Raw genomic sequence first — 18,366 nt, forward strand, 5'->3', positions numbered from 1 at the left:
CTAGGACACCGCCCTTTCACGGCGATAACCGGGGTTCGAATCCCCGTGGGGACGCCAGATTCGATGGCGTTGCAGTAGAGCAGCGTTAGCAGTGCATGGGTTTGAGCCACTGGCTCGAATCATGGAGTGGTAGTTCAGTTGGTTAGAATACCGGCCTGTCACGCCGGGGGTCGCGGGTTCGAGTCCCGTCCACTCCGCCAATATCAAAAGCCGCCTTCGGGCGGCTTTTGTTTTTTGTCTGCCCGGATGACTGTCGCCTCCAGTTTTTACTGCATGTGCCGTAGTCTCTGCATTGGGGCGTACTGTAGAGTGTTGCCGCGACAGGAGCGGACATGGTGAAACCACAAAAATATCGTCTAGGCGAGTTGCTGGTGCAGCAGGGCCTGATCTCGCCGGTGCAGCTTGAAGCGGCACTTGTGCAGCAAAAGGATAGCGGTCGAAAACTCGGCAGGGTGCTCGTTGACAGCAACATCGTTACCGAGGAAGGCATCTCGACCGCGATTGCCAATCAGCTCGGGATTCCTTTCCATGATTTGCGCGAGAAGGATGTTGATCCGGCGATCGTGAATCTGTTGCCTGAAACCATGGCACGGCGCTTCCGGGCTATCGTGCTGGCCGATCAAGGCAAAGGCTATCTGGTCGGGATGGCCGATCCGTCGGACGTGTTTGGCTACGACGAGATTGCGCGGGCTCTCAAAAAAGACGTCGAACTTGCCGTGGTGACCGAGGGGCAACTTCTCTCGGCCATTGACCGTCTGTATCGGCGCACTCAGGAAATCACCGGTCTGGCGCATGAGTTGCAGAAGGATCTTGGCAACGCGTACGTGGATTTCGGCGGACAGGGACTCGATGCCAGCGCCGAAGATGCTCCGGTGGTCAAGTTGCTGCAGTCGATCTTTGAAGATGCCTACCAGATCAAGGCATCTGATGTTCATATTGAGCCGCAGGAGCTGAGGTTGCAGATCCGCTTCCGGATCGATGGCGAGATGCACCTGCAGACAGAGGTGGACAGCCGCATCAGCCCTGCACTGGTGTTGCGCCTGAAACTCATGAGCGGGCTGGATATCTCAGAAAAGCGCTTGCCGCAGGATGGTCGTTTCAACGTCAAGATCAAGCAGCAGAGTGTCGACATCCGCCTGTCGACAATGCCGACCCAGTACGGTGAATCGGTCGTCATGCGCATCCTGGCGCAGAACAGTGGCTTGCTTGATCTGAACCGGATCGGCATGCCTGATCATATGCTGGAGCAGTACCGGCGCATGATTCGCCACTCTTTCGGCATGATTCTGGTGACCGGGCCGACTGGCAGTGGCAAGACCACCACGCTGTACGCCTCGCTGGCTGCGCTGAATGCGCCGAACACCAAGATCATCACCATCGAGGACCCGGTCGAATATCGCTTGCCAGGCATCAGTCAGGTGCAGGTCAATGACAAGATCGACCTCAGCTTTGCACGGGTGCTGCGTTCAACCCTGCGTCACGATCCGGACATCGTGCTGGTTGGCGAAATGATCGATCAGGATACGGCGCAAATCGGGGTGCGGGCGGCAATGACCGGGCACCTTCTGCTTTCCACGCTGCATACCAACGATGCGGCCAGCACACCAGCGCGTCTACTCGACATGGGTGTGCCCCAGTACCTGCTGTCGACCACTTTGCTGGGGATTGTTGCCCAGCGTTTGGTGCGGGTCATCTGTCCGGCCTGCAAGACCCATTACACGCCCGAGGCGATCGAAACCACATGGCTGCGACAGGAGCTTGGCGATGCTGCGGCCGAGGCCCCGTTGTGGCACGGGCGGGGCTGTTCGCAATGCAACATGTCCGGCTATGCAGGGCGCGAGGCGGTGTATGAGCTGCTTGAAATGACACCTTCCCTGGCTGACGCACTCAATCGCGGCAATGCCGATTTCTCGCGTGCTGCCCGCCAGCAACTGGCGGGCAAGACCATGCGTTCACATGCTGTGGCGCGTGTTCTGACCGGCAGTACCACGATCGCTGAAGCCATGCGCGTCAGCGCCCAGATCGACGAGTAAGCCGCCATGCCCAGCTACGCATACAAAGGACGTGATGCCCAGGCCAAGCTGGTGCAGGGCGTGGTCGACGCACTGGATAGCCCTGCGGCGGCGGATCTGCTCATCGGACGTGGCATTACCCCTGTAGACATTGTCGAAGACCAGCCGCGTGAATCGATCTTTGCGGGCTTGTCCGTGGGCAGAACGCAGATCAGTGCTGAGGACATCATGTTCTTCAGCCGTCAGATGCACACCCTGATCAAGGCCGGGGTGCCCATGCTCCAGGCATTGGGGGGGCTACGGGATTCGGCGACCCATCCTGCGTTTGGCGAAATGCTCGGGCAACTGCGTGAAAGCCTCGACAGTGGTCGCGAGCTTTCCATCGCCATGAAAGATACCGGCGCTTTCGGTAATTTCTACATCAGCATGATCCGTGTGGGCGAGATGACGGGACGCCTGGACCTGATCTTTCTCCGCCTGTTCGAGCATCTTAATTTCGAGAAAGAAATGCGCGCCAAGATCAAGGCCGCTTTGCGGTACCCGATATTTGTGGTGATTGCCCTGACGGCAGCGTTGCTGGTGATCAACTGGCTGGTGATTCCTGCATTCTCCGGCGTATTCAAATCGCTGCACACAGAACTGCCCCTGATGACCCGCATCCTTATCGGGTTTTCGGAGTTCTGTACCAGCTACTGGTACGTGCTGATAGGCGTCGCACTGGCCGCGGCATTCGGCGCCCGCGCATTTGTTCAAACGCCGGGAGGGCGCCTTGCATGGGATCGCTGGAAACTGCAGCTGCCCATTGTCGGGGAGACCGTGCGCAAGGCCACGCTGGCCCGGTTTGCCCGCAGTTTCTCGCTCTCGTTCAAGAGTGGGCTGCCGGTGATTCCGACTTTCGGCGTGGTGGCTGACGTGATCGACAACGCTTTCATCGCGGCCAAGCTTGACCAGATGCGGATCGGTGTCGAGCGTGGCGAAAGCATCCTGCGTACAGCGGCATCTGCGCGCATTTTCACGCCGGTGGTACTGCAGATGATTGCGGTGGGCGAAGAGTCGGGCTCCATCGATGATCTGTTGATGGAGATCGCCGAGATGTACGAGCGCGAGGTTGAGTACGAGATCGACAACCTGTCTGCGCGTATCGAGCCGATCCTCGTCGTGTGTCTGGGGGCGATGGTGCTGGTTCTTGCACTGGGCATCTTCCTGCCGATCTGGGATCTCAGTTCCGCCATGCTTGGCAAACACTGAAGAGCACGCCATGCGCAAGGGCCTCTTTGGTCTGCCGCTGTACGAAGTCGCGGTATTGGCCGTGATTGCCGCGGTGATTATCGGCGTGCTGGCCGAGCGGGCTGACAGTTTGCTGGAACGCGCGGAAAAAACCGCCGTTGATACGGCCGTGATGAACATGCGCAGCGGCCTGCGTCTGGAAATGGCGCGCCGAATTGTGGCCGGCGAGCGCTTGCGTGATCTGGCAGGGACAAATCCGTTGAGTTTTCTGGAGGCGCCGCCTGTCGGACATATTCCTGCAAATTTGCCAGATTTGGCAAAAACGGTAAAATCGGGCTTGTGGCAGTACAAAAGCGACGAAAACGCACTTTATTACGTACCGCAGCGGCGACGACATCTCAAGATGCAGCAGGGCAATGTCGATAAGACACTGGTCTGGCAGGTGCTACCGTCAACGTCTGATGGTGAACAGGTGGAAGTCGTGCTCATGACGCCCTATTGGTGGTTTTGAAACAATTGAATGTTGTTCTGTGAGGAGAGTGGATCATGAAAAAGCAAAGCGGTTTTACCCTGATCGAACTGGTCGTCGTGATGGTTATCCTGGGCATTCTGGCTGCTGTGGCCATGCCGAAATTCATCGACATGTCGGCTCAGGCGCGTGAAGCCAAGTTGAAGGGCGCTCTGGGAGCGGTCAATTCCGCCATGGCCCTGACTCATGCCAGTTCACTGGCTAGCAACAAGGCGGGCGATGCTACCAGCACGGTGACGGCCGAAGGCCAAAGCATCAACATGGTCTATGGTTACCCCGCATCGAGCGCCACTGGCATTCAGCTGGCGGCAGGCCTGAGCACGACCGACTACACGATCACCCCTGGGGCTACCACGACCATCGCCGTTCCCGGCGCGACGACGGCAGCCAACTGCCAGATTACCTATACGCCGGCCTCAGAAGCGGCTGGTGTGATTACTGCTGCTACGGCCACCATTCCGGCCACTCCGGACTGTAAGTAAGCATCTTGGGGGCGTCCGTGGGCATATTGCCCGCGGACGGCTTCTTGCGGCCTTACGTGTGCCTGCCTTGTCCGGAGAAAAACCAAGCGGAGACGTTCACAGTGCGCACCAGTTCCGGATTCACCCTTCCTGAACTCGTCGCCACCCTCGTCATCATCGGGATCATGGCGGCGGTGGTTGTGCCGCGTTTTGCCAGCCAATCCGATTTCGATGCCTTCGGTTTTGCCGAGCAAACGCGTGCAGGCCTGCGCTTTGCGCAGAAAACCGCCATCGCCAAGCGTCGTCAGGTGTGCGTGGTGATTGCCGGCAACAGCCTGAGCCTGAGCTTCGCAACGAATTTCAACGGTGCCTGCGACCGGGATGTGTTCGGTCCGGCCAGCAATCAACGGTATGTGCTGGACGCGACCAACGGCATCGCCATCACGGCAGCCAATTTCAGTTTTGATGCCCTTGGGCGGCCCAGTGCCGGCCAGGCGCTGAGCGTGACCGGCGGCAGCGCCGCAAAGCTCATTACCGTCGAGGCGGAGACCGGCTATGTGCACTGAGCCACGCGCCTCGCACGCCCAGCGCGGGATGACGCTGGTCGAACTGGTCGTGTTCATCGTGATTGTTTCGGTGGGGCTGGCCGGGATTCTGGGGGTGCTCAATCTCACCACGCGCACCAGCGCGGATCCGATGCTGCTGAAGCAGCAGGTGGCGATCGCGGAGTCGCTGCTGGAGGAGATCGAAAGCAAACCCTTCACCTGGTGCGATCCGGATGATGCCAATGTCACCACGGCAGGAAGTGCTACAGATTGCAGCTTGCCTCAGGGCCTTGGCTCGACGACAGGAGATGCCCGCTACGACCAGCTTTCACCCTTTGACAACGTGGCTGACTATGACGGCCTGGAGATGAAGGAGGACGGCATCCTGAATCCGTCTGATGGCACGCCCATTGCGGGTTTGGGCAGCTACAGGGCAAAGGTTTCGATCAGCACGGCAGGGGCCGCCCTGGGTTTGCCCGCGGATGCCGCCCTGCAGATCGACGTGACGGTCGGTGCCGCCGGCATGCCCGACATCACGCTGACCGGCTACAGGCTTCGCTATGCGCCCAATGTACCCTGAGCGCTGCCTGAAGAGCCGCACCCCGCCTGCCTCTTCAGGATGCAGGCTGGAGAGGCCCGCCCGGCGCGGGTCTGCGGGCGGCTTCACGCTGATTGAAATGGTCGTGGTGATGACCATCACCGGAATTCTAGTGGCGATTGTCGCCGTGTTCATCCAGCGCCCTATGCAGGGGCTGGTCGACAGCACCCGGCGCGCCGCGCTGACCGATGCGGCGGATACCGCCGTGCGCCGGATGAGTCGCGACATTCAGCGGGCACTACCCAACAGCGTGCGCGTCGTGCAGAGCAAGGCGAGCTGGTACATCGAATTCCTGCCCGTGCTGGCGGCCGGGCGCTACTGTGAGGCCGCCGATTGCGGTGCCGCGCCGCTGACGGCCGGTGTGCCCCTCAACAGTTTCAGCTTTGCCAATCCGGCGCCGGTCCTCAATCCTGTTCCGGCGAATGCCGAAGTCGCGATCTACAACCTTGGCAGCGATCCCCTGAATGCCTATGCCGGGGGGAACTCGGTGGCGCTGGCCAGCATCGCCGGCAATCTGATCACGCTGGGCGGCAGCAAGGCCTTCCCGTTTTCCTCGCCGGGCAAGCGTTTCTTCATCATCGGCAGCCCGGTCAGCTATGTGTGTACCAGCGGCGGCACGCTCACGCGGGTGAGCGGGTATGTCAAACAGGCCACTCAGCCGACCACTGCCTTGCCTGCTGGAAGTCTGCTGAGCGGCAATGTGGCGAGCTGCGCGGTGAACTACCAGCAAAGTGCCATCGACCAGTACGGCCTGCTTTATCTCTCCTTGCAATTGAGCCAGAACGGCGAAAACGTGACGCTGACCCATGCGATCCAGATCAATAACACGCCCTGATGGAGGGCCGCTTGTGGCGGACCTCTGCAGGCTGGCTGGCTGCAGGGCAGTGCTGCGCGCGGCTATGCGGGGTGGCAACCTGAAGATGCCCGCCCAGCGCGGCTTCGTACTGGCCAGCGCGATTTTTCTGCTGGTGATCATGGCGGCGCTGGGCGCCTTCATCGTGCAGGTTTCGGTCGCCAGCCAGACTGCCAGTGCACAGGACGTGCAGGGCGCCCGCGCCATGCAAGCGGCACGCCTGGGGGTTGAAGCCGGCCTGTATGCCGTGCAGATCAATGGCAACTGCCCCGGCGGCACCCTGGCGAATGTTCCGGGGCTGACCGGCTTCAAGGTTTCATGGGCCTGTGCCGATAACCTCTTTGTCGAGAACGGCGAGACCAGGCATCTGTGGCAGATCACCGCAACGGCATGCACGACAAATGGCGCAATTTGCCCCTCGGCCACGCTGGCCGAATTGCAGAGCGCCGATTACACCGAACGCCAACTGGTGGTGGTGACCGAACGATGATCTACCTGCGACGCTTCGTGCTGGGATGTCTGCTGAGCCTCGTGCTCGGCAGCGCACCGCTGTGGGCGGCGATCAGTGTTTATCCTGGCGTAGCCGAGAACCTCACCGGCAACGGCAGCGTCACGCCGTCGCCTTCCGGCAGCGCTCTCAGCGGAGATGTGCTGATCGCCCAGATCGTGACCAAAGCGGCGGCAAGCATCACTGCGCCGAGCGGCTGGACACAGGTGAACAGCGCGAGTACGAGCCAGAACGGCGTCCAGCAACGCATCTATTACCTGAACCTCGGTTCGGCGCCGGCTGCCAGTTATACGTGGATTATTGCCGGTAACTCCGCCAACAGCACGGCTGCCGTGATTTATGCCGTGCGTGGGGCGGAAACCGCCAATTGCGGCACAGCCAGCACGACCAACTGCGCGGGCAGCCTTCAAAGTGGTGGAGGCAATCAGATCATTGCGCCAAACATTCAGTCTCAACCACCGACCTACCCGGCGGGCAGCCTGCGTATGGCTTTCTTTGCCTCGAATGATGGCAGCACTTCCATTTCGCCCAACAATGAAGGCGGATCGACCGACGGGGTTTATTACCGTCCGGGAGCCGGTTCAACCGGCGTCGGCATACATGCCAGCTATTACTTGCTCACTTCCGATTCCAATGGTGGTCAGCAAACCGCCTCCCTTGGAGGAAACGAGGGCAATATCGGCAGCACCTTCATCCTCAAGGCCATGTCTGCGCCAGTCCTGACCTGCGTCAGCGACAACTTCAACCGCAGTACCGGACTGGGCAGCGATTGGGTGACGGCCCGCATCTCTGGCAATTTCACGCCAGCAGTGGTCAGCAACCGCTTGCGTCTGACCGACACTGCCGTCAATGAGTCAACGGCCGTCAGCTTTCAGCGCCTGTTCCCGGGAGCCGGCAACTATATCCAGCTGACTTTCAAGTATTACGGTTACGGAGGTTCGACCGCTGACGGCATCGCCATGATCCTCTCCGACAGCAGCGTCACGCCACAGCCAGGAGGTTTTGGTGGTTCGATGGGTTATGCGCCCAAAGGAGCTACTCCGGGCTTTGCCGGCGGCTGGCTGGGGGTGGGGCTGGATGAGTATGGCAATTTTTCCAACAGTACCGACAGTGGCGCTTGTGCCCCCGGGGTTACGTCCTGTGCGACGGGGCGTGTTCAGCAATCGGTAGGTATTCGTGGTTCGGCTTCGACCTATTACTGGCTCGCCGGGACCAGTACTTTGAGTCCGACGGTGAGCAACAGTACCGGTCATCTCTACCGCGTGACGGTGGACTCCCGGATTTCCGGGCGGGCCATGCTGAGTGTGGAGCGGGATACGAGTGGAGCGGGGACCAGCTACACGACCTTGATCAACGCCTTCAACGCTGCTGCCGCCAGTGGTCAGGCAGCGATTCCGGCGAACTTCATCCTGTCGCTGACCGGCTCTACCGGGACATCCACGAACAATCACGAAATCGATGATCTGCAGGTTTGTGCCCAGAGCATGAACCCGATGACGCCGCAGATCGACCACTATCGTTTTACTGTGACAACCACACCGCTGACCTGCACCCCGGCCAGCGTGACCGTAACCGCCTGCATGGATGCTGCGTGCTCGACGACCTACAACGGCAACGTGACTGCCACGCTCACGCCCACCGGCTGGGTCGGTGGCGATACCCAGACTTTCGCCGGTAGTGGCGCCAGTCTGAACCTGTCGAAAACCACTGCCGGAACCTATACGCTGGGGGTGAGCGGTTCGACTCCGCAAGTCAAGGCATTCAGTGCCTCACTGTGCTCGATCAATGGCAGTGCGTATTCAAGCAATTGCGCGCTGACCTTTGCTGACGCCGGCCTGCTGTACACCGTACCGGCACAGACTTCCGGAGTGACATCGGCATCTGTTACCGTCACCGCGGCGAAGACCGACGACGTCACGAGAAAATGTGTGCCAGCCTTCACCGGCAGCAGAAACATCAAGTTCTGGTCGAGCTATGTCAGCCCTGACAGTGCTGCGATCACCGGTACGCCACAGATCACGCTGAACTCGAGCGTGCTGTCGACCAGCGCAGCCAGCCCCACTACAGTGCCCCTGACGTTTGATGCGGGTGGGCAATCGAGCTTTACGCTGCGCTATCCCGATGCCGGACAGATCTCCTTGAATGCGCGCTACGACGGCAGTGTAGCGACTGTTGATAGCGGGCTGGTGATGCCTGGCGGCAGTACGTTCCCGGTGGTGCCTTTTGCGCTGTGTGTCGATAGTCCGGATGCCAGCTGGAACTGTAGTGCCACAACCCAGGCGCTGGCCGCGAGCTGCAGCAGATTCACTTCTGCCGGAACGGGGTTCAATCTGCGTGTGACGGGCAAGGCCTATGGTAGCGGGGCGGATAGCTGTAGTTACCCGAGTACGCCCAACTACAAGCAGAGCAGCATTCCCCTCAGCTCCAGCGTGTTTGCTCCCAGCCCCGGCATGGATGGCGCTTTGAGCGTGGCAAGCATCAACATCGTCAGCAATGGCACAGCGACAGTCAGTACCAGCGAAACAGAGGTGGGTGTATTCAATATCGTCGCCACGCCTGCGGCGGGAAACTATTTTTCTCAGACCGTGCCGGCAGGTAGCGGCCGCTTCGGGCGCTTCACGCCAGCAGGGTTCACGGTCGGTGGCACGCTGACCAATCGCAGCGATATCGCCGCCTGCAATGCGGTTCCGGCGGACAACACCTTCACCTATCTGGGCGAGCCGATGAGCGCGACGGTAACCCTGAATGCCGTGAATGCGGCGGGTACCATTACTAAGAACTACGTCGGCAACTTTGCCCGCCTGAATCTCGCTCCTGTATCCAGCATGGGTAGCAATGGTCTGGCCTTCGGAGCGCAGAGCGGAGCAACATTGCTCAATTCACGCCTTACCGCGAGCTGCACGAATTGCCCGGCGTTCAGCGACGGAAGTACGACTCTGAGTACCAGACTGATTGTTCAGCGGGCCAGCGGCAGCGCGGTCGACGCTCCCTTTGATCCGGCCCGCATCGGTCTGACCATCAGTGATGCCGACAGTGTTGCCGTTCGCAGCCCCGACTACGACTGGGATCTGAGCGGGACCAGTGAAGGCACGCTTCTGGGCACGACCAAGCTGTATTTCGGCCGCATGCGAGTGGAAAATGCCTACGGTTCTCCCTTGCTCAGCCTGCGTGTTCCGGCACGGGCGCAGATCTGGAATGGCACGACCTTCGTGAAGAATCTGGCCGACAGTTGCACGCCGCTCACTGTGCCCGCAAGTACGGCGGTTACCACTGCGACGGCGCCTGCGCTGTACTGCGCAGGAGGCGTTGGACTTTATGGTGGTTTGAGCGGTGTGAATGGCAGCGTCAGCGGCGGAGCGCTTTTGAATGGTGAGGCCAGCACTTCCGGGAATCCGGGCATCCTGTTGTCCAAACCGTCGAATAGCGGAGGCGGTTACCTTGATCTCGTGCTTTCAGTTCCGGACTATCTGAAGTACAACTGGGATGGAGTGGATCAGGCTCTGCCTGCCTGCAGTACGCCGGGGGACGGTTATCTGCATGACGACAATCCGCGTGCCCGGATCCGTTTCGGTACGCGACGCAACGACAACATCATCTACTTGCGGGAGGTCTACTGATGCTTGCCGCGAAAGAAAAGGAAAATGGTCGTTACATGAAGCTCGGAAAGCTTTTCGGCCGCAGCCGCCGATCCAGCCAGTCTCCGGTGAACCTGGCAAGCCTGCCGGGGTGCGCGGTGGCCGTGCAACTGGCGGCTGTTTCTGCCGGTGACAAACCCCGGCTGAGTCTGGCGCGTTACCTTGCGAGCAATGCTGCGCCAGGAGTGCGACTGGATCAGATGGTCCGCGAGGTGCGGCTCAAGGACGCAGACCTGAACATCCTGCTCGACGGGATGGATTACCAGTTCCTGCAGATCGAGCTTCCTTCCGTACCGGAAGAGGAGTTGCGTACCGCCGTGCGCTGGCAGGTGAAAGACATGCTGCGGCATCCTCTGGATGCGACGACGCTGGATGTGCTGCCGCCACCCGATGGTGGCGTGGCGGGCGGACGGCGCCTGAGCGGCTATGCAGTTGCAGCGGCAGACAATCTGATACGCGAACGCATGCTGCAATTTCGTGCTTATGACTCGGATGTCGCCGTGATTGATGTGCCGGAAATGGCCCAGCGCAATCTGGCCGACAGCCTGGAGGAGTCAGGCCGGGCGACTGCGGTCTTGTCAGTCACTCCTTCGGGTTGCCTGCTGACGGCGAGTCGTGCGGGGGAGTTGTATTTCACCCGCAATTTCGAGTTGTCTACGCAGAATCTTGCCGCTGCTCCGTTGCCACGACGTGATCAGTTTGATCGCCTCGTACTTGAATTGCAGCGTTCGCTTGATGTGCTGGAGCATCAGCTCTCGTTCCTGTCGGTGTCGGCGCTGTGGATTGCTCCGTTTGCGCATAGCGAGGAGTTGTTGAGTCTGTTGATCGAAACACTGTACGTGCCGGTCAAGGTCATCAACCTGGCCGATATCTTCGACTGCAGCTACTGTCCCTTGCCTGCAGAACCGGATCAGCAGGCTGCGCTGGTGCATGTTCTGGGCATGGCGTTGCGTGGTGTGGAGATGGCGTCATGAAACGGCAGATCAATCTCGTCAATCCGGCCCTGCTGCCACCCAAACCATTCTTCCAGTTCAGAAGCATGATGCTGGCGCTGGGTGTGCTGGCGGCAGGCTTGCTGCTGCTCGGGACATTCATGCTGTCGCGGCTGGGGGCTTACGAGGCCGCTGCCGCGCAGGCGCAGGAGCGCCTGCTGGCCAAGCAGGAGCAGATGAAGCAGCAGGAGAAGGTACTGGTCAGGCGGCAGCCAGACCCGCAAGTCGCTACGCGTCTGGAGGGTTTGCGCACCGAGCAGGAGGACTTGCAGCGCATCGATCAGGCGCTGCAGGCCGATGGTTTACCGGGGCAGGGTACCGACAAGGCCGCGAATGCGTCGGCATATCTGTATGAGCTGGCGCGTCAGCCTCTGCCGAATGTATGGCTGACGGATATCCAGCTGCGCGGCAAGGACATCTCGCTGCAAGGCATGGCGAGCAATGCGGCTGCGATTCCTGCCACACTGAGTTTGCTGAACCGCCTGCCGGCATTTCAGGGGCAGAACTTTGCTGCCTTCGAGGCCGGACGCAAATCGCTCACCACGGCAGATCCGGCCAAACCGGTTGAGGTGTTGAGTTTCCGGTTGGAATCTGCTGCAGCCAGGGAGACTGTGCGATGAAAAAAGCCTGGCTCTATTTAGCGGATCATTTCGATGCGCTCAAGCCGCGCGAGCGTGTTGCGATCTTCCTTGCACTGACGGCCATGCTGGTCGGGCTGTTCTTTGTCCTGGCCTTCAATCCGGGTTATGCCCGTTATCAGAAAGCGCGTGCCAGCCTGCAGCAGAGCGAGCAGGAGCTGCTGGCGATGAGGGCTGCCGAGCTGGGGCTGCTGCAAGGGGCAAGTGCGGATCCGGATGCCGATGCCAAACGCCAGATCAGCCGCCTCAGTGAGGAAAATGCGACGTTGCGGAGTTCGCTCGCCAGTACCCAGGCGCGTCTGGCCAGCCCCGAAAAAATGACCGGGATGCTGCACGACCTGATTGCGGCACAAAAGGAACTGGAGCTGGTTTCGCTACGCTCCATGCCACCGGAAGATTTGCTGAAGGCGGCAAGTGGAGACAAACCGGCGGCTGTAGCGGCGCAGAGTGTGTACCGCCATGGCATTGAACTGAGTGTGCGTGGCGACTATCAGGCGCTGGCCAACTATCTGCGCAAGGTCGAGAGCCTGCCCTGGAAAATTCATCTGGCGGAAATGAGCCTGAAGGTGGACAAGCACCCGCACGCCATCATGACGCTGACCCTCTACACCCTCAGTCTGGAGCGCGCATGGCTAAGTTTCTGAGCGCCTTCCTGTTGCTCGCCGTGCTTCCTGCGGCGGCACAGACCGGGCCATTTTTTGACCCGACCCGCCCGCCCGCGTCCGTGCTGGCGCCCCAGGCAGAGGTGACCAGCCCGCAGGAGGCTCCATTGCTGTTGCAATCCGTGCTGCTGTCCCCGCAGCGCCAGGTCGCTGTCATCAGCGGCCAGAGCGTGCTCGTGGGGCAGGCCATTCGCGGTTACCGGCTGCGCATGCTGACGAACCGTCAGGCCGAGTTGCAGGGACCGCAAGGGCGCCTGACCTTATGGCTGATTGCCCCTCTTGATTCCAATCCCTCGCCTGCCGTGGCGAAAGTGCCCCCTTCTCAGGGAGACCGAAAATAATGAATACCCGAAACCTGCTCTGGCTGTTGTTGCCTCTTATGGCGGCGTGTGCGTCATCGTCCGCTCCCTACAACAAACCCAAGGATGCGATTCGCGCCGAGATGGCTGCGGCGGCGCAGGCGGCAGCATCTGCTCCGGCCCCGGCCGGCCCCGGTTCCGAGCTGTATCCATCCATGCGTCTGGACATGCCGCAGGCGGTACAGAAGGCACTGGAGCCGCGCTTCGATCTGGTCGTCAACGATGCTCCGGCACGTCAGGTATTCCTGAGCATGGTGGCGGACACTCGTTACTCGATGCTTCTGCCCAATGATCTGGAAGGCAGCATCACCGTCAGCCTCAAGGACGTAACCTTGCCGGAAGCGCTGGCTGCCCTGCAGCAGCTCTATGGTTATGAATACCGCATCCAGGGCAATCGGGTTTTCATCCAGTCGCGCGGGCTGCAGACGCGGATCATGAAGGTCAACTACCTGAATGCGGTACGCAGGGGCGGCTCGGATATTCGCGTGATCTCCGGCTCGGTCGGAGACTCGACGACCACGACCTCAGGCAGTCAGAGCGGTTCGACCAGCAGTAACCAGACTGCCTTCGTGACCAGCAAGATCAGCACTACGGGGCAGAGTGATTTCTGGTCCGAACTGGCGCAGGTGGTGAAATCCATCGTGGGCGATCAGGATGGGCGCAGTGTGGTGGTCAGCCCGCAAAGTGGCGTGCTGGTGGTGCGTGCCACACCCGGCGAACTGGCGCAGGTTGAAAGCTTTCTGACGGCTTCACAACTGTCGCTTGAACGCCAGGTGATCATCGAGGCCAAGATTGTCGAGGTGACCCTCTCCGATACGTTCCAGGCCGGCATCAACTGGGCCGCCTTTGGTGGCAACCGCATCACGGTTGGCCAGCTTACCCCGGGCAGTCGCATCACGCAGAGCGGCAGCATCACGACTGCGCCAATCTCCAGTAACCCGCTGCGGACCCTGGAGAACGCCAGTGATGCCGCTGGAGCGATGTTCGGTGCGGTACTGCATGCTGCTGATTTCTCGGCCGTGATCAATCTGCTGGAGCAGCAGGGGCAGGTGCATGTGTTGTCCAGCCCGCGCGTGGCGACGCTGAACAATCAGAAAGCCGTGCTCAAGGTTGGTAACGATGATTTCTTCGTGACCGAGGTCAGTACCAATTCCTCGACCAACTCGAACGGGTCTACCAATGTCTCCCCGAAACTGACGCTGCAGCCATTTTTCTCGGGGATCTCGCTGGATGTGACACCGCAAATTGACGAAGTAGACCAGATCACCTTGCACATTCATCCGATGGTCAGCAAGGTGAAAAGCGTGACACAGGAGATCGATCTGGGCTCGCTGGGCAAATTCAAGTTGCCACTGGCCTCCAGTCAGATCAGCGAGATGGATAGTGTGGTCAAGGCTCTGGATGGTCAGATGGTCGCGCTGGGTGGCCTGATCCGGCAAACTTCCGGCAATACCGATTCGCAAGTACCCGGTGTGGGTGAAGTGCCGCTGGTGGGCAACCTGTTCAAGCAGCAAAGTCGCGATTCCGAACGGCGGGAGCTGGTGATCCTGCTGCGCCCGACCGTGATCCAGGCCGCTTCAAGCTGGGCAGACGACATCACCCGGAGTGACACGCGTGTGCAGCGTCTGCTTGATGAACGCGGCACCTCGGGGAGCCGCGCGCGATGAGCTTCTTCAGCCATGTCGCCCTGAAAGCCTTGCTGCTGGCCAGTTTACAGGTTGGCATCGCGCAGGCTCAGACCCCGCCTGCCTCTGCGACAGACGAGAAGGTTCAGGCTCCAGCGTCTGCCAAAACCAGAAAAGCTCGCAATCAGCAACGTGTGCGTCTGCCCCAGACGCCGGCCATAGCACCGGTAGGCGATATTCATGAACAGGTGCTTGCCCGCCTGCGCAATGGCCGGGTCAGCGAAGCTCACGCCTTGCTGCGCGAGCGTTTGCGTGTTGCCCCGCAGGATCTTGTTGCCTGTCGCTTGCTGGCGTCCCTGTTGCTGGATAGCGGGCAGCAACATGAAGCGATTCAGGTGCTGGCTGCAGGTCAGGCACAAGCTCCGCAGAGCACGGATATCGCCCAGGCGCTGGCGCGCCTGCAAGCAGGACAGGGGCAGTATGGTGCTGCCGTGCAGACGCTGGAACGCAGCATTACGCATGCACAGCAGAACGCAGAGTATCTTGCCTTCATGGCAGTCTTGACGGCACAGGCAGGGCAACCGGGGCAGGCGATATCGCTGTATCAGCAAGCCCTGCAGCTCTTGCCGGAGCAGGGAAGCTGGTGGCTGGCGCTGGCGGCAGCACAGCAAGCCAGCCAGGACAGGGCCGGCGCGCGCAACAGCTACGAAATGGCGCTCAACACGGTTCTGGACGACGGGCAGCGTCTGCAGGCACGCCGTGGTTTGCGACAGTTGACGCCCACGTTGCCTTGATCTCGATTAAAGCGGACTTATACCAATAGCAAAAACTCGAATTGGTCAGGCTATGTCTGAAGGCATAGGATTCGGTCAAGCACTCGGTTTGAGTGTCTCACCCCCAAAACCAGACACAGAGAGGCTGAATCATGGTACCCACCTTTGGATTGTTCGAATTCGAATCCGCGCGCAAGGCTTTTGTTAGCCTGGAAGATCAGGAACGCTCCGGCTATCTGTCCGAAGTCGTGCTGCAAAGCACCGAGTTTGGCGCCGGCAACCGGAACGAAAGCGAAGCCAGCAAGATCGCTGCGCAGTCGCTGTTCAATATGTTCTGAGCCTGTTGCAATCGTCGAAAAGCCCGCTCGCAGCGGGCTTTTTTTATTGCCGATCATCACGCAAGGCCGACTTTTCCTGCCGTGCAGCGAAAAAAACCGCGGCAGTCATCAATCTGGCTGCCAACACGGCGAAGTTCCGATCTATACTCAGCGCACCGTTGCAGGCGCTTCATTTCATTTTCACTTCCACTTTCCAAGAGGAGATTTGCATGAACAAGTCCGAACTGCTGGCAGCTATTGCCGAAAAAACCAATCAGTCCAAGGCTGCCACCGGTGAGTTCCTTGACGCAACCATCGCTGTGATCGAAGCAGCTGTTGCCTCCGGCGACCCGGTTGCCCTCGTTGGCTTCGGCACCTTCAAGGCCGCTCCGCGCGCTGCTCGCGAAGGCAAGAATCCGAAGACCGGTGAAAAGATCAAGATCGCCGCAACCACCGTGCCGCGCTTCACAGCCGGCGCTGGCTTCAAGGCCCTGGTTGCCGCTGGCAAGGCCAAGAAGGCTGCCAAGAAGTAAGCTTCGCTTTACCTGCTTACCCGAACGGGGCGCCTCTGGCGCCCCGTTTGTTTTGGTCTTCCCATTCCGTTCTGGCTACTGGCAGACCTGCCCAAAGGGGCAGTAAATGCCTCGTTGATCAAGTCAATTCTCTGCCTTGCCGTTAAGCCTGACACCTACCGGATGAAGTGGGTACGTCAACCTCTTGGGTTTGACGTAATGACCAACACGCGGCGCATTGCAGCCTGGCGCCCAGGGAGTGATGCGCGATGCATGAAGTTCCCGGAAAGTCGGGGCGTACCACCGGTTTGCCTCTTGCTGGCGGCCTGATTCTGGCCAATCTCCTGCTGATGTGTGTGCTGGCTCGGCACTGGGGATGGGGTTTGTTGGCAGGGCTGGTGATAGGCGCTTTGTTGCTCTGGCGTCTGTGGCCGAAAACCTCCCGGGCGGAACCGCCGCGAGTCGAGCCTGGGCTTGAACCACCGCAGACTGATTCAGCGCACCGGTATTTCAGCATTGTGCATGGCGTGGTGCCTCTGTGGCGGCGGCATGTCGTGTCCGTTCAGGAGCAGATCCGTGAGGCTGTCGAAGCGTTGACGACCCGGTTCGCCAATCTTTCTACACAACTTCGCCAGGTGGCTGGCGGCGACGCTGGGAGCAGCGCCGCACTGTCCGCAGTGACGCGTGCTGAAGACGGCTTGCAGCAGATATCTGTCACGCTGGGCAAGACCCGTGAGGTGACCGATACGCTGGTGCGCGAGATCGGGCTGGTCGCTGCTCACATGGACAGTTTGCGGCAGATGGCCGAACAGGTCGGAGCGATTGCCAAACAGACCAACCTGCTGGCCTTGAACGCGGCGATAGAAGCTGCCCGGGCTGGCGAGGCCGGACGCGGATTTTCTGTCGTGGCTGACGAGGTGCGCAAGCTCTCATCGCAGTCGGCCGAGGCCGGCAACAGCATCAGCCAGACGGTAAGAACAGTCGAAGACTCAATGCGGCAAGCCCTGGAGCAGTCCCGCCGGGTGGCGGATGAACAGCAGGAGATGGTGCACGAGTCTGAGGTGACTGCCCAGCGGATCGTCAGCGAATTCCAGAGCGTTACCAGTGCCATGCAGCACGACATGGCAGCTTTGCAGCAGGAGCGCCAGACCGTGCAGGCTGATGTCGAGCAGGTACTGATCAGCTTGCAGTTCCAGGACCGTATCAGTCAGATCATCGAGCATGTCAGTGCCGACATGTCGCGCTTTGATGAGTTGTCGCAAAGCGTAGCGGACCGCGGTTTTGCTGAGGTGGAGATGACTTCGGCAGAGGACTGGCAAGCACAGCTGGCGGCAAGCTACACCATGCTTGAGCAGCACCAGGTGCATCGCGGTGAAACCGGGGCGAGCAAAGCCGTTCCCGCAGCGAACTCGATCACATTTTTCTAGTTTCATGGAAACCACTTGTCATGGCAAAGACCATTCTGATAGTTGATGATTCGATGAGCTTGCGTACCACGCTGGGGATTGCCCTGAAAGGCTCCGGCTACGATGTCGTTGAGGCGGTGGATGGCAAGGATGGACTGGCCAAGCTGGATGGCCGCAAATACAACCTGATCATTTCCGACGTCAACATGCCAAACATGGATGGACTTAGTTTCGTCAAAGCGGCCAAAGCCATGGCGGGTTACCGCTTCACACCGGTGCTGATGCTTACGACCGAGGGCGACGCGGGCAAGATGGCCGAAGGCAAGGCGGCCGGTGTGCGTGCCTGGGTCATCAAGCCCTTCCAGCCCCCGGCTTTGCTGGATGCGGTTGCCAAACTGGTTTCAACATAGGGAGACGGAAATGGCTCTTACCACCCTGGCGCCAGGACCGGCTATGCACATCGGCTTGAGCGGCGATCTGACCATTGCAGAGGCCGCCGAAACGCGTGATGCGCTGGCTCTGGCACTCACTACCTCCGAAACCCTGGATCTGGATCTGGGGGCTCTGGAGAACATAGATGTGGCCGGTTTGCAGGTACTTCTGGCGCTGCTGCTCGAGAAGCATCCTGTACGTCTGACCAATCCTTCCGAGGCGCTGCGCAAAGTGGTCGGGTTATTGCATATCGAGGCCTTGCAGAACCGCCTGCCAAATTGA

The 18,366-nt window shown here is 60.1% G+C and carries 20 protein-coding genes and 1 tRNA gene; all 21 read left to right on the forward strand.

Translation table 11 applies throughout. The features are described from left to right. Positions 1–123: 123 nt before the first annotated feature. The 21 genes from Q9Q94_RS11875 (at position 124) to Q9Q94_RS11975 (ending at position 18,366) form a co-directional block, all read left to right on the forward strand. Positions 124–200 (forward strand) — tRNA-Asp (locus Q9Q94_RS11875). Positions 201–332: 132 nt separating this feature from the next. Then, the gene (locus Q9Q94_RS11880; RefSeq protein ID WP_305980295.1) at positions 333–2,033 is read left to right on the forward strand and encodes a GspE/PulE family protein; all 1,701 of its coding nucleotides are present in this window, start codon (positions 333–335) and stop codon (positions 2,031–2,033) included. A 6-nt stretch (positions 2,034–2,039) separates the two neighbouring features. Further along, complete coding sequence (locus Q9Q94_RS11885; RefSeq protein WP_305980296.1) at positions 2,040–3,260, forward strand: type II secretion system F family protein; 1,221 nt, start codon at positions 2,040–2,042, stop codon at positions 3,258–3,260. A gap of 10 nt (positions 3,261–3,270) precedes the next feature. Then, positions 3,271–3,750 carry a hypothetical protein gene (locus Q9Q94_RS11890; RefSeq protein WP_305980297.1) on the forward strand — a complete coding sequence of 160 codons (480 nt, stop codon included), beginning with the start codon at positions 3,271–3,273 and terminating at the stop codon, positions 3,748–3,750. 35 nt (positions 3,751–3,785) lie between these two features. Then, positions 3,786–4,250: a type II secretion system protein gene (locus Q9Q94_RS11895; RefSeq protein WP_305980298.1), complete on the forward strand. Its 465-nt coding sequence runs from the start codon at positions 3,786–3,788 to the stop codon at positions 4,248–4,250. Positions 4,251–4,351: 101 nt separating this feature from the next. Beyond that, positions 4,352–4,795, forward strand: coding sequence for a Tfp pilus assembly protein FimT/FimU (locus Q9Q94_RS11900; protein ID WP_305980299.1), 444 nt, complete (start codon positions 4,352–4,354; stop codon positions 4,793–4,795). Continuing rightward, the gene (locus tag Q9Q94_RS11905) at positions 4,785–5,354 is read left to right on the forward strand and encodes a prepilin-type N-terminal cleavage/methylation domain-containing protein (RefSeq protein WP_305980300.1); all 570 of its coding nucleotides are present in this window, start codon (positions 4,785–4,787) and stop codon (positions 5,352–5,354) included. The genes Q9Q94_RS11900 and Q9Q94_RS11905 overlap by 11 nt, the downstream gene beginning before the upstream one ends. Beyond that, on the forward strand, positions 5,335–6,207 hold the full coding sequence (locus Q9Q94_RS11910) for a type II secretion system protein J (protein WP_305980301.1): 873 nt from the start codon (positions 5,335–5,337) through the stop codon (positions 6,205–6,207). The genes Q9Q94_RS11905 and Q9Q94_RS11910 overlap by 20 nt, the downstream gene beginning before the upstream one ends. 49 nt (positions 6,208–6,256) lie before the next feature. Further along, positions 6,257–6,715 carry a hypothetical protein gene (locus tag Q9Q94_RS11915; RefSeq protein ID WP_305980302.1) on the forward strand — a complete coding sequence of 153 codons (459 nt, stop codon included), beginning with the start codon at positions 6,257–6,259 and terminating at the stop codon, positions 6,713–6,715. Further along, complete coding sequence (locus Q9Q94_RS11920; protein WP_305980303.1) at positions 6,712–10,350, forward strand: DUF6701 domain-containing protein; 3,639 nt, start codon at positions 6,712–6,714, stop codon at positions 10,348–10,350. The genes Q9Q94_RS11915 and Q9Q94_RS11920 overlap by 4 nt, the downstream gene beginning before the upstream one ends. After that, positions 10,350–11,342, forward strand: a complete 993-nt coding sequence (locus Q9Q94_RS11925; protein ID WP_305980304.1) for a hypothetical protein — start codon at positions 10,350–10,352, stop codon at positions 11,340–11,342. Before Q9Q94_RS11920 ends, Q9Q94_RS11925 begins: the two co-directional genes overlap by 1 nt. Next, positions 11,339–11,980: a PilN domain-containing protein gene (locus Q9Q94_RS11930; RefSeq protein WP_305980305.1), complete on the forward strand. Its 642-nt coding sequence runs from the start codon at positions 11,339–11,341 to the stop codon at positions 11,978–11,980. The genes Q9Q94_RS11925 and Q9Q94_RS11930 overlap by 4 nt, the downstream gene beginning before the upstream one ends. Continuing rightward, positions 11,977–12,642, forward strand: a complete 666-nt coding sequence (locus Q9Q94_RS11935; RefSeq protein WP_305980306.1) for a hypothetical protein — start codon at positions 11,977–11,979, stop codon at positions 12,640–12,642. Before Q9Q94_RS11930 ends, Q9Q94_RS11935 begins: the two co-directional genes overlap by 4 nt. Next, positions 12,627–13,001: a hypothetical protein gene (locus Q9Q94_RS11940; RefSeq protein ID WP_305980307.1), complete on the forward strand. Its 375-nt coding sequence runs from the start codon at positions 12,627–12,629 to the stop codon at positions 12,999–13,001. The genes Q9Q94_RS11935 and Q9Q94_RS11940 overlap by 16 nt, the downstream gene beginning before the upstream one ends. Continuing rightward, positions 13,001–14,686 carry a pilus (MSHA type) biogenesis protein MshL gene (mshL, locus tag Q9Q94_RS11945; RefSeq protein WP_305980308.1) on the forward strand — a complete coding sequence of 562 codons (1,686 nt, stop codon included), beginning with the start codon at positions 13,001–13,003 and terminating at the stop codon, positions 14,684–14,686. The genes Q9Q94_RS11940 and mshL overlap by 1 nt, the downstream gene beginning before the upstream one ends. Beyond that, positions 14,683–15,438, forward strand: a complete 756-nt coding sequence (locus Q9Q94_RS11950; protein ID WP_305980309.1) for a M48 family metallopeptidase — start codon at positions 14,683–14,685, stop codon at positions 15,436–15,438. Before mshL ends, Q9Q94_RS11950 begins: the two co-directional genes overlap by 4 nt. Before the next feature lie 131 nt (positions 15,439–15,569). Continuing rightward, complete coding sequence (locus Q9Q94_RS11955) at positions 15,570–15,755, forward strand: hypothetical protein (RefSeq protein WP_305980310.1); 186 nt, start codon at positions 15,570–15,572, stop codon at positions 15,753–15,755. A gap of 209 nt (positions 15,756–15,964) precedes the next feature. Further along, positions 15,965–16,267 (forward strand): HU family DNA-binding protein, encoded by a 303-nt coding sequence (locus Q9Q94_RS11960; protein WP_305980311.1) that lies wholly within the window; start codon positions 15,965–15,967, stop codon positions 16,265–16,267. Positions 16,268–16,800: 533 nt separating this feature from the next. Then, positions 16,801–17,673, forward strand: coding sequence for a methyl-accepting chemotaxis protein (locus Q9Q94_RS11965; protein WP_305980312.1), 873 nt, complete (start codon positions 16,801–16,803; stop codon positions 17,671–17,673). Positions 17,674–17,693: 20 nt separating this feature from the next. Further along, positions 17,694–18,062: a response regulator gene (locus Q9Q94_RS11970; RefSeq protein WP_305980313.1), complete on the forward strand. Its 369-nt coding sequence runs from the start codon at positions 17,694–17,696 to the stop codon at positions 18,060–18,062. 10 nt (positions 18,063–18,072) lie between these two features. Further along, positions 18,073–18,366: an STAS domain-containing protein gene (locus Q9Q94_RS11975; protein WP_305980314.1), complete on the forward strand. Its 294-nt coding sequence runs from the start codon at positions 18,073–18,075 to the stop codon at positions 18,364–18,366.

Source organism: Uliginosibacterium sp. 31-16, assembly GCF_030730865.1.
Classification (GTDB): domain Bacteria; phylum Pseudomonadota; class Gammaproteobacteria; order Burkholderiales; family Rhodocyclaceae; genus Uliginosibacterium.

Bases quoted from the DNA above. Each gene is read 5' to 3' on its own strand.
- Q9Q94_RS11895 (WP_305980298.1), top strand. From the start codon at position 3,786: ATGAAAAAGCAAAGCGGTTTTACCCTGATCGAACTGGTCGTCGTGATG.
- Q9Q94_RS11885 (WP_305980296.1), top strand. From the start codon at position 2,040: ATGCCCAGCTACGCATACAAAGGACGTGATGCCCAGGCCAAGCTGGTG.
- Q9Q94_RS11880 (WP_305980295.1), top strand. From the start codon at position 333: ATGGTGAAACCACAAAAATATCGTCTAGGCGAGTTGCTGGTGCAGCAG.
- Q9Q94_RS11910 (WP_305980301.1), top strand. From the start codon at position 5,335: ATGCGCCCAATGTACCCTGAGCGCTGCCTGAAGAGCCGCACCCCGCCT.
- mshL (WP_305980308.1), top strand. From the start codon at position 13,001: ATGAATACCCGAAACCTGCTCTGGCTGTTGTTGCCTCTTATGGCGGCG.
- Q9Q94_RS11935 (WP_305980306.1), top strand. From the start codon at position 11,977: ATGAAAAAAGCCTGGCTCTATTTAGCGGATCATTTCGATGCGCTCAAG.
- Q9Q94_RS11970 (WP_305980313.1), top strand. From the start codon at position 17,694: ATGGCAAAGACCATTCTGATAGTTGATGATTCGATGAGCTTGCGTACC.
- Q9Q94_RS11905 (WP_305980300.1), top strand. From the start codon at position 4,785: ATGTGCACTGAGCCACGCGCCTCGCACGCCCAGCGCGGGATGACGCTG.
- Q9Q94_RS11950 (WP_305980309.1), top strand. From the start codon at position 14,683: ATGAGCTTCTTCAGCCATGTCGCCCTGAAAGCCTTGCTGCTGGCCAGT.
- Q9Q94_RS11890 (WP_305980297.1), top strand. From the start codon at position 3,271: ATGCGCAAGGGCCTCTTTGGTCTGCCGCTGTACGAAGTCGCGGTATTG.
- Q9Q94_RS11925 (WP_305980304.1), top strand. From the start codon at position 10,350: ATGCTTGCCGCGAAAGAAAAGGAAAATGGTCGTTACATGAAGCTCGGA.
- Q9Q94_RS11940 (WP_305980307.1), top strand. From the start codon at position 12,627: ATGGCTAAGTTTCTGAGCGCCTTCCTGTTGCTCGCCGTGCTTCCTGCG.
- Q9Q94_RS11930 (WP_305980305.1), top strand. From the start codon at position 11,339: ATGAAACGGCAGATCAATCTCGTCAATCCGGCCCTGCTGCCACCCAAA.
- Q9Q94_RS11955 (WP_305980310.1), top strand. From the start codon at position 15,570: ATGGTACCCACCTTTGGATTGTTCGAATTCGAATCCGCGCGCAAGGCT.
- Q9Q94_RS11960 (WP_305980311.1), top strand. From the start codon at position 15,965: ATGAACAAGTCCGAACTGCTGGCAGCTATTGCCGAAAAAACCAATCAG.
- Q9Q94_RS11975 (WP_305980314.1), top strand. From the start codon at position 18,073: ATGGCTCTTACCACCCTGGCGCCAGGACCGGCTATGCACATCGGCTTG.
- Q9Q94_RS11920 (WP_305980303.1), top strand. From the start codon at position 6,712: ATGATCTACCTGCGACGCTTCGTGCTGGGATGTCTGCTGAGCCTCGTG.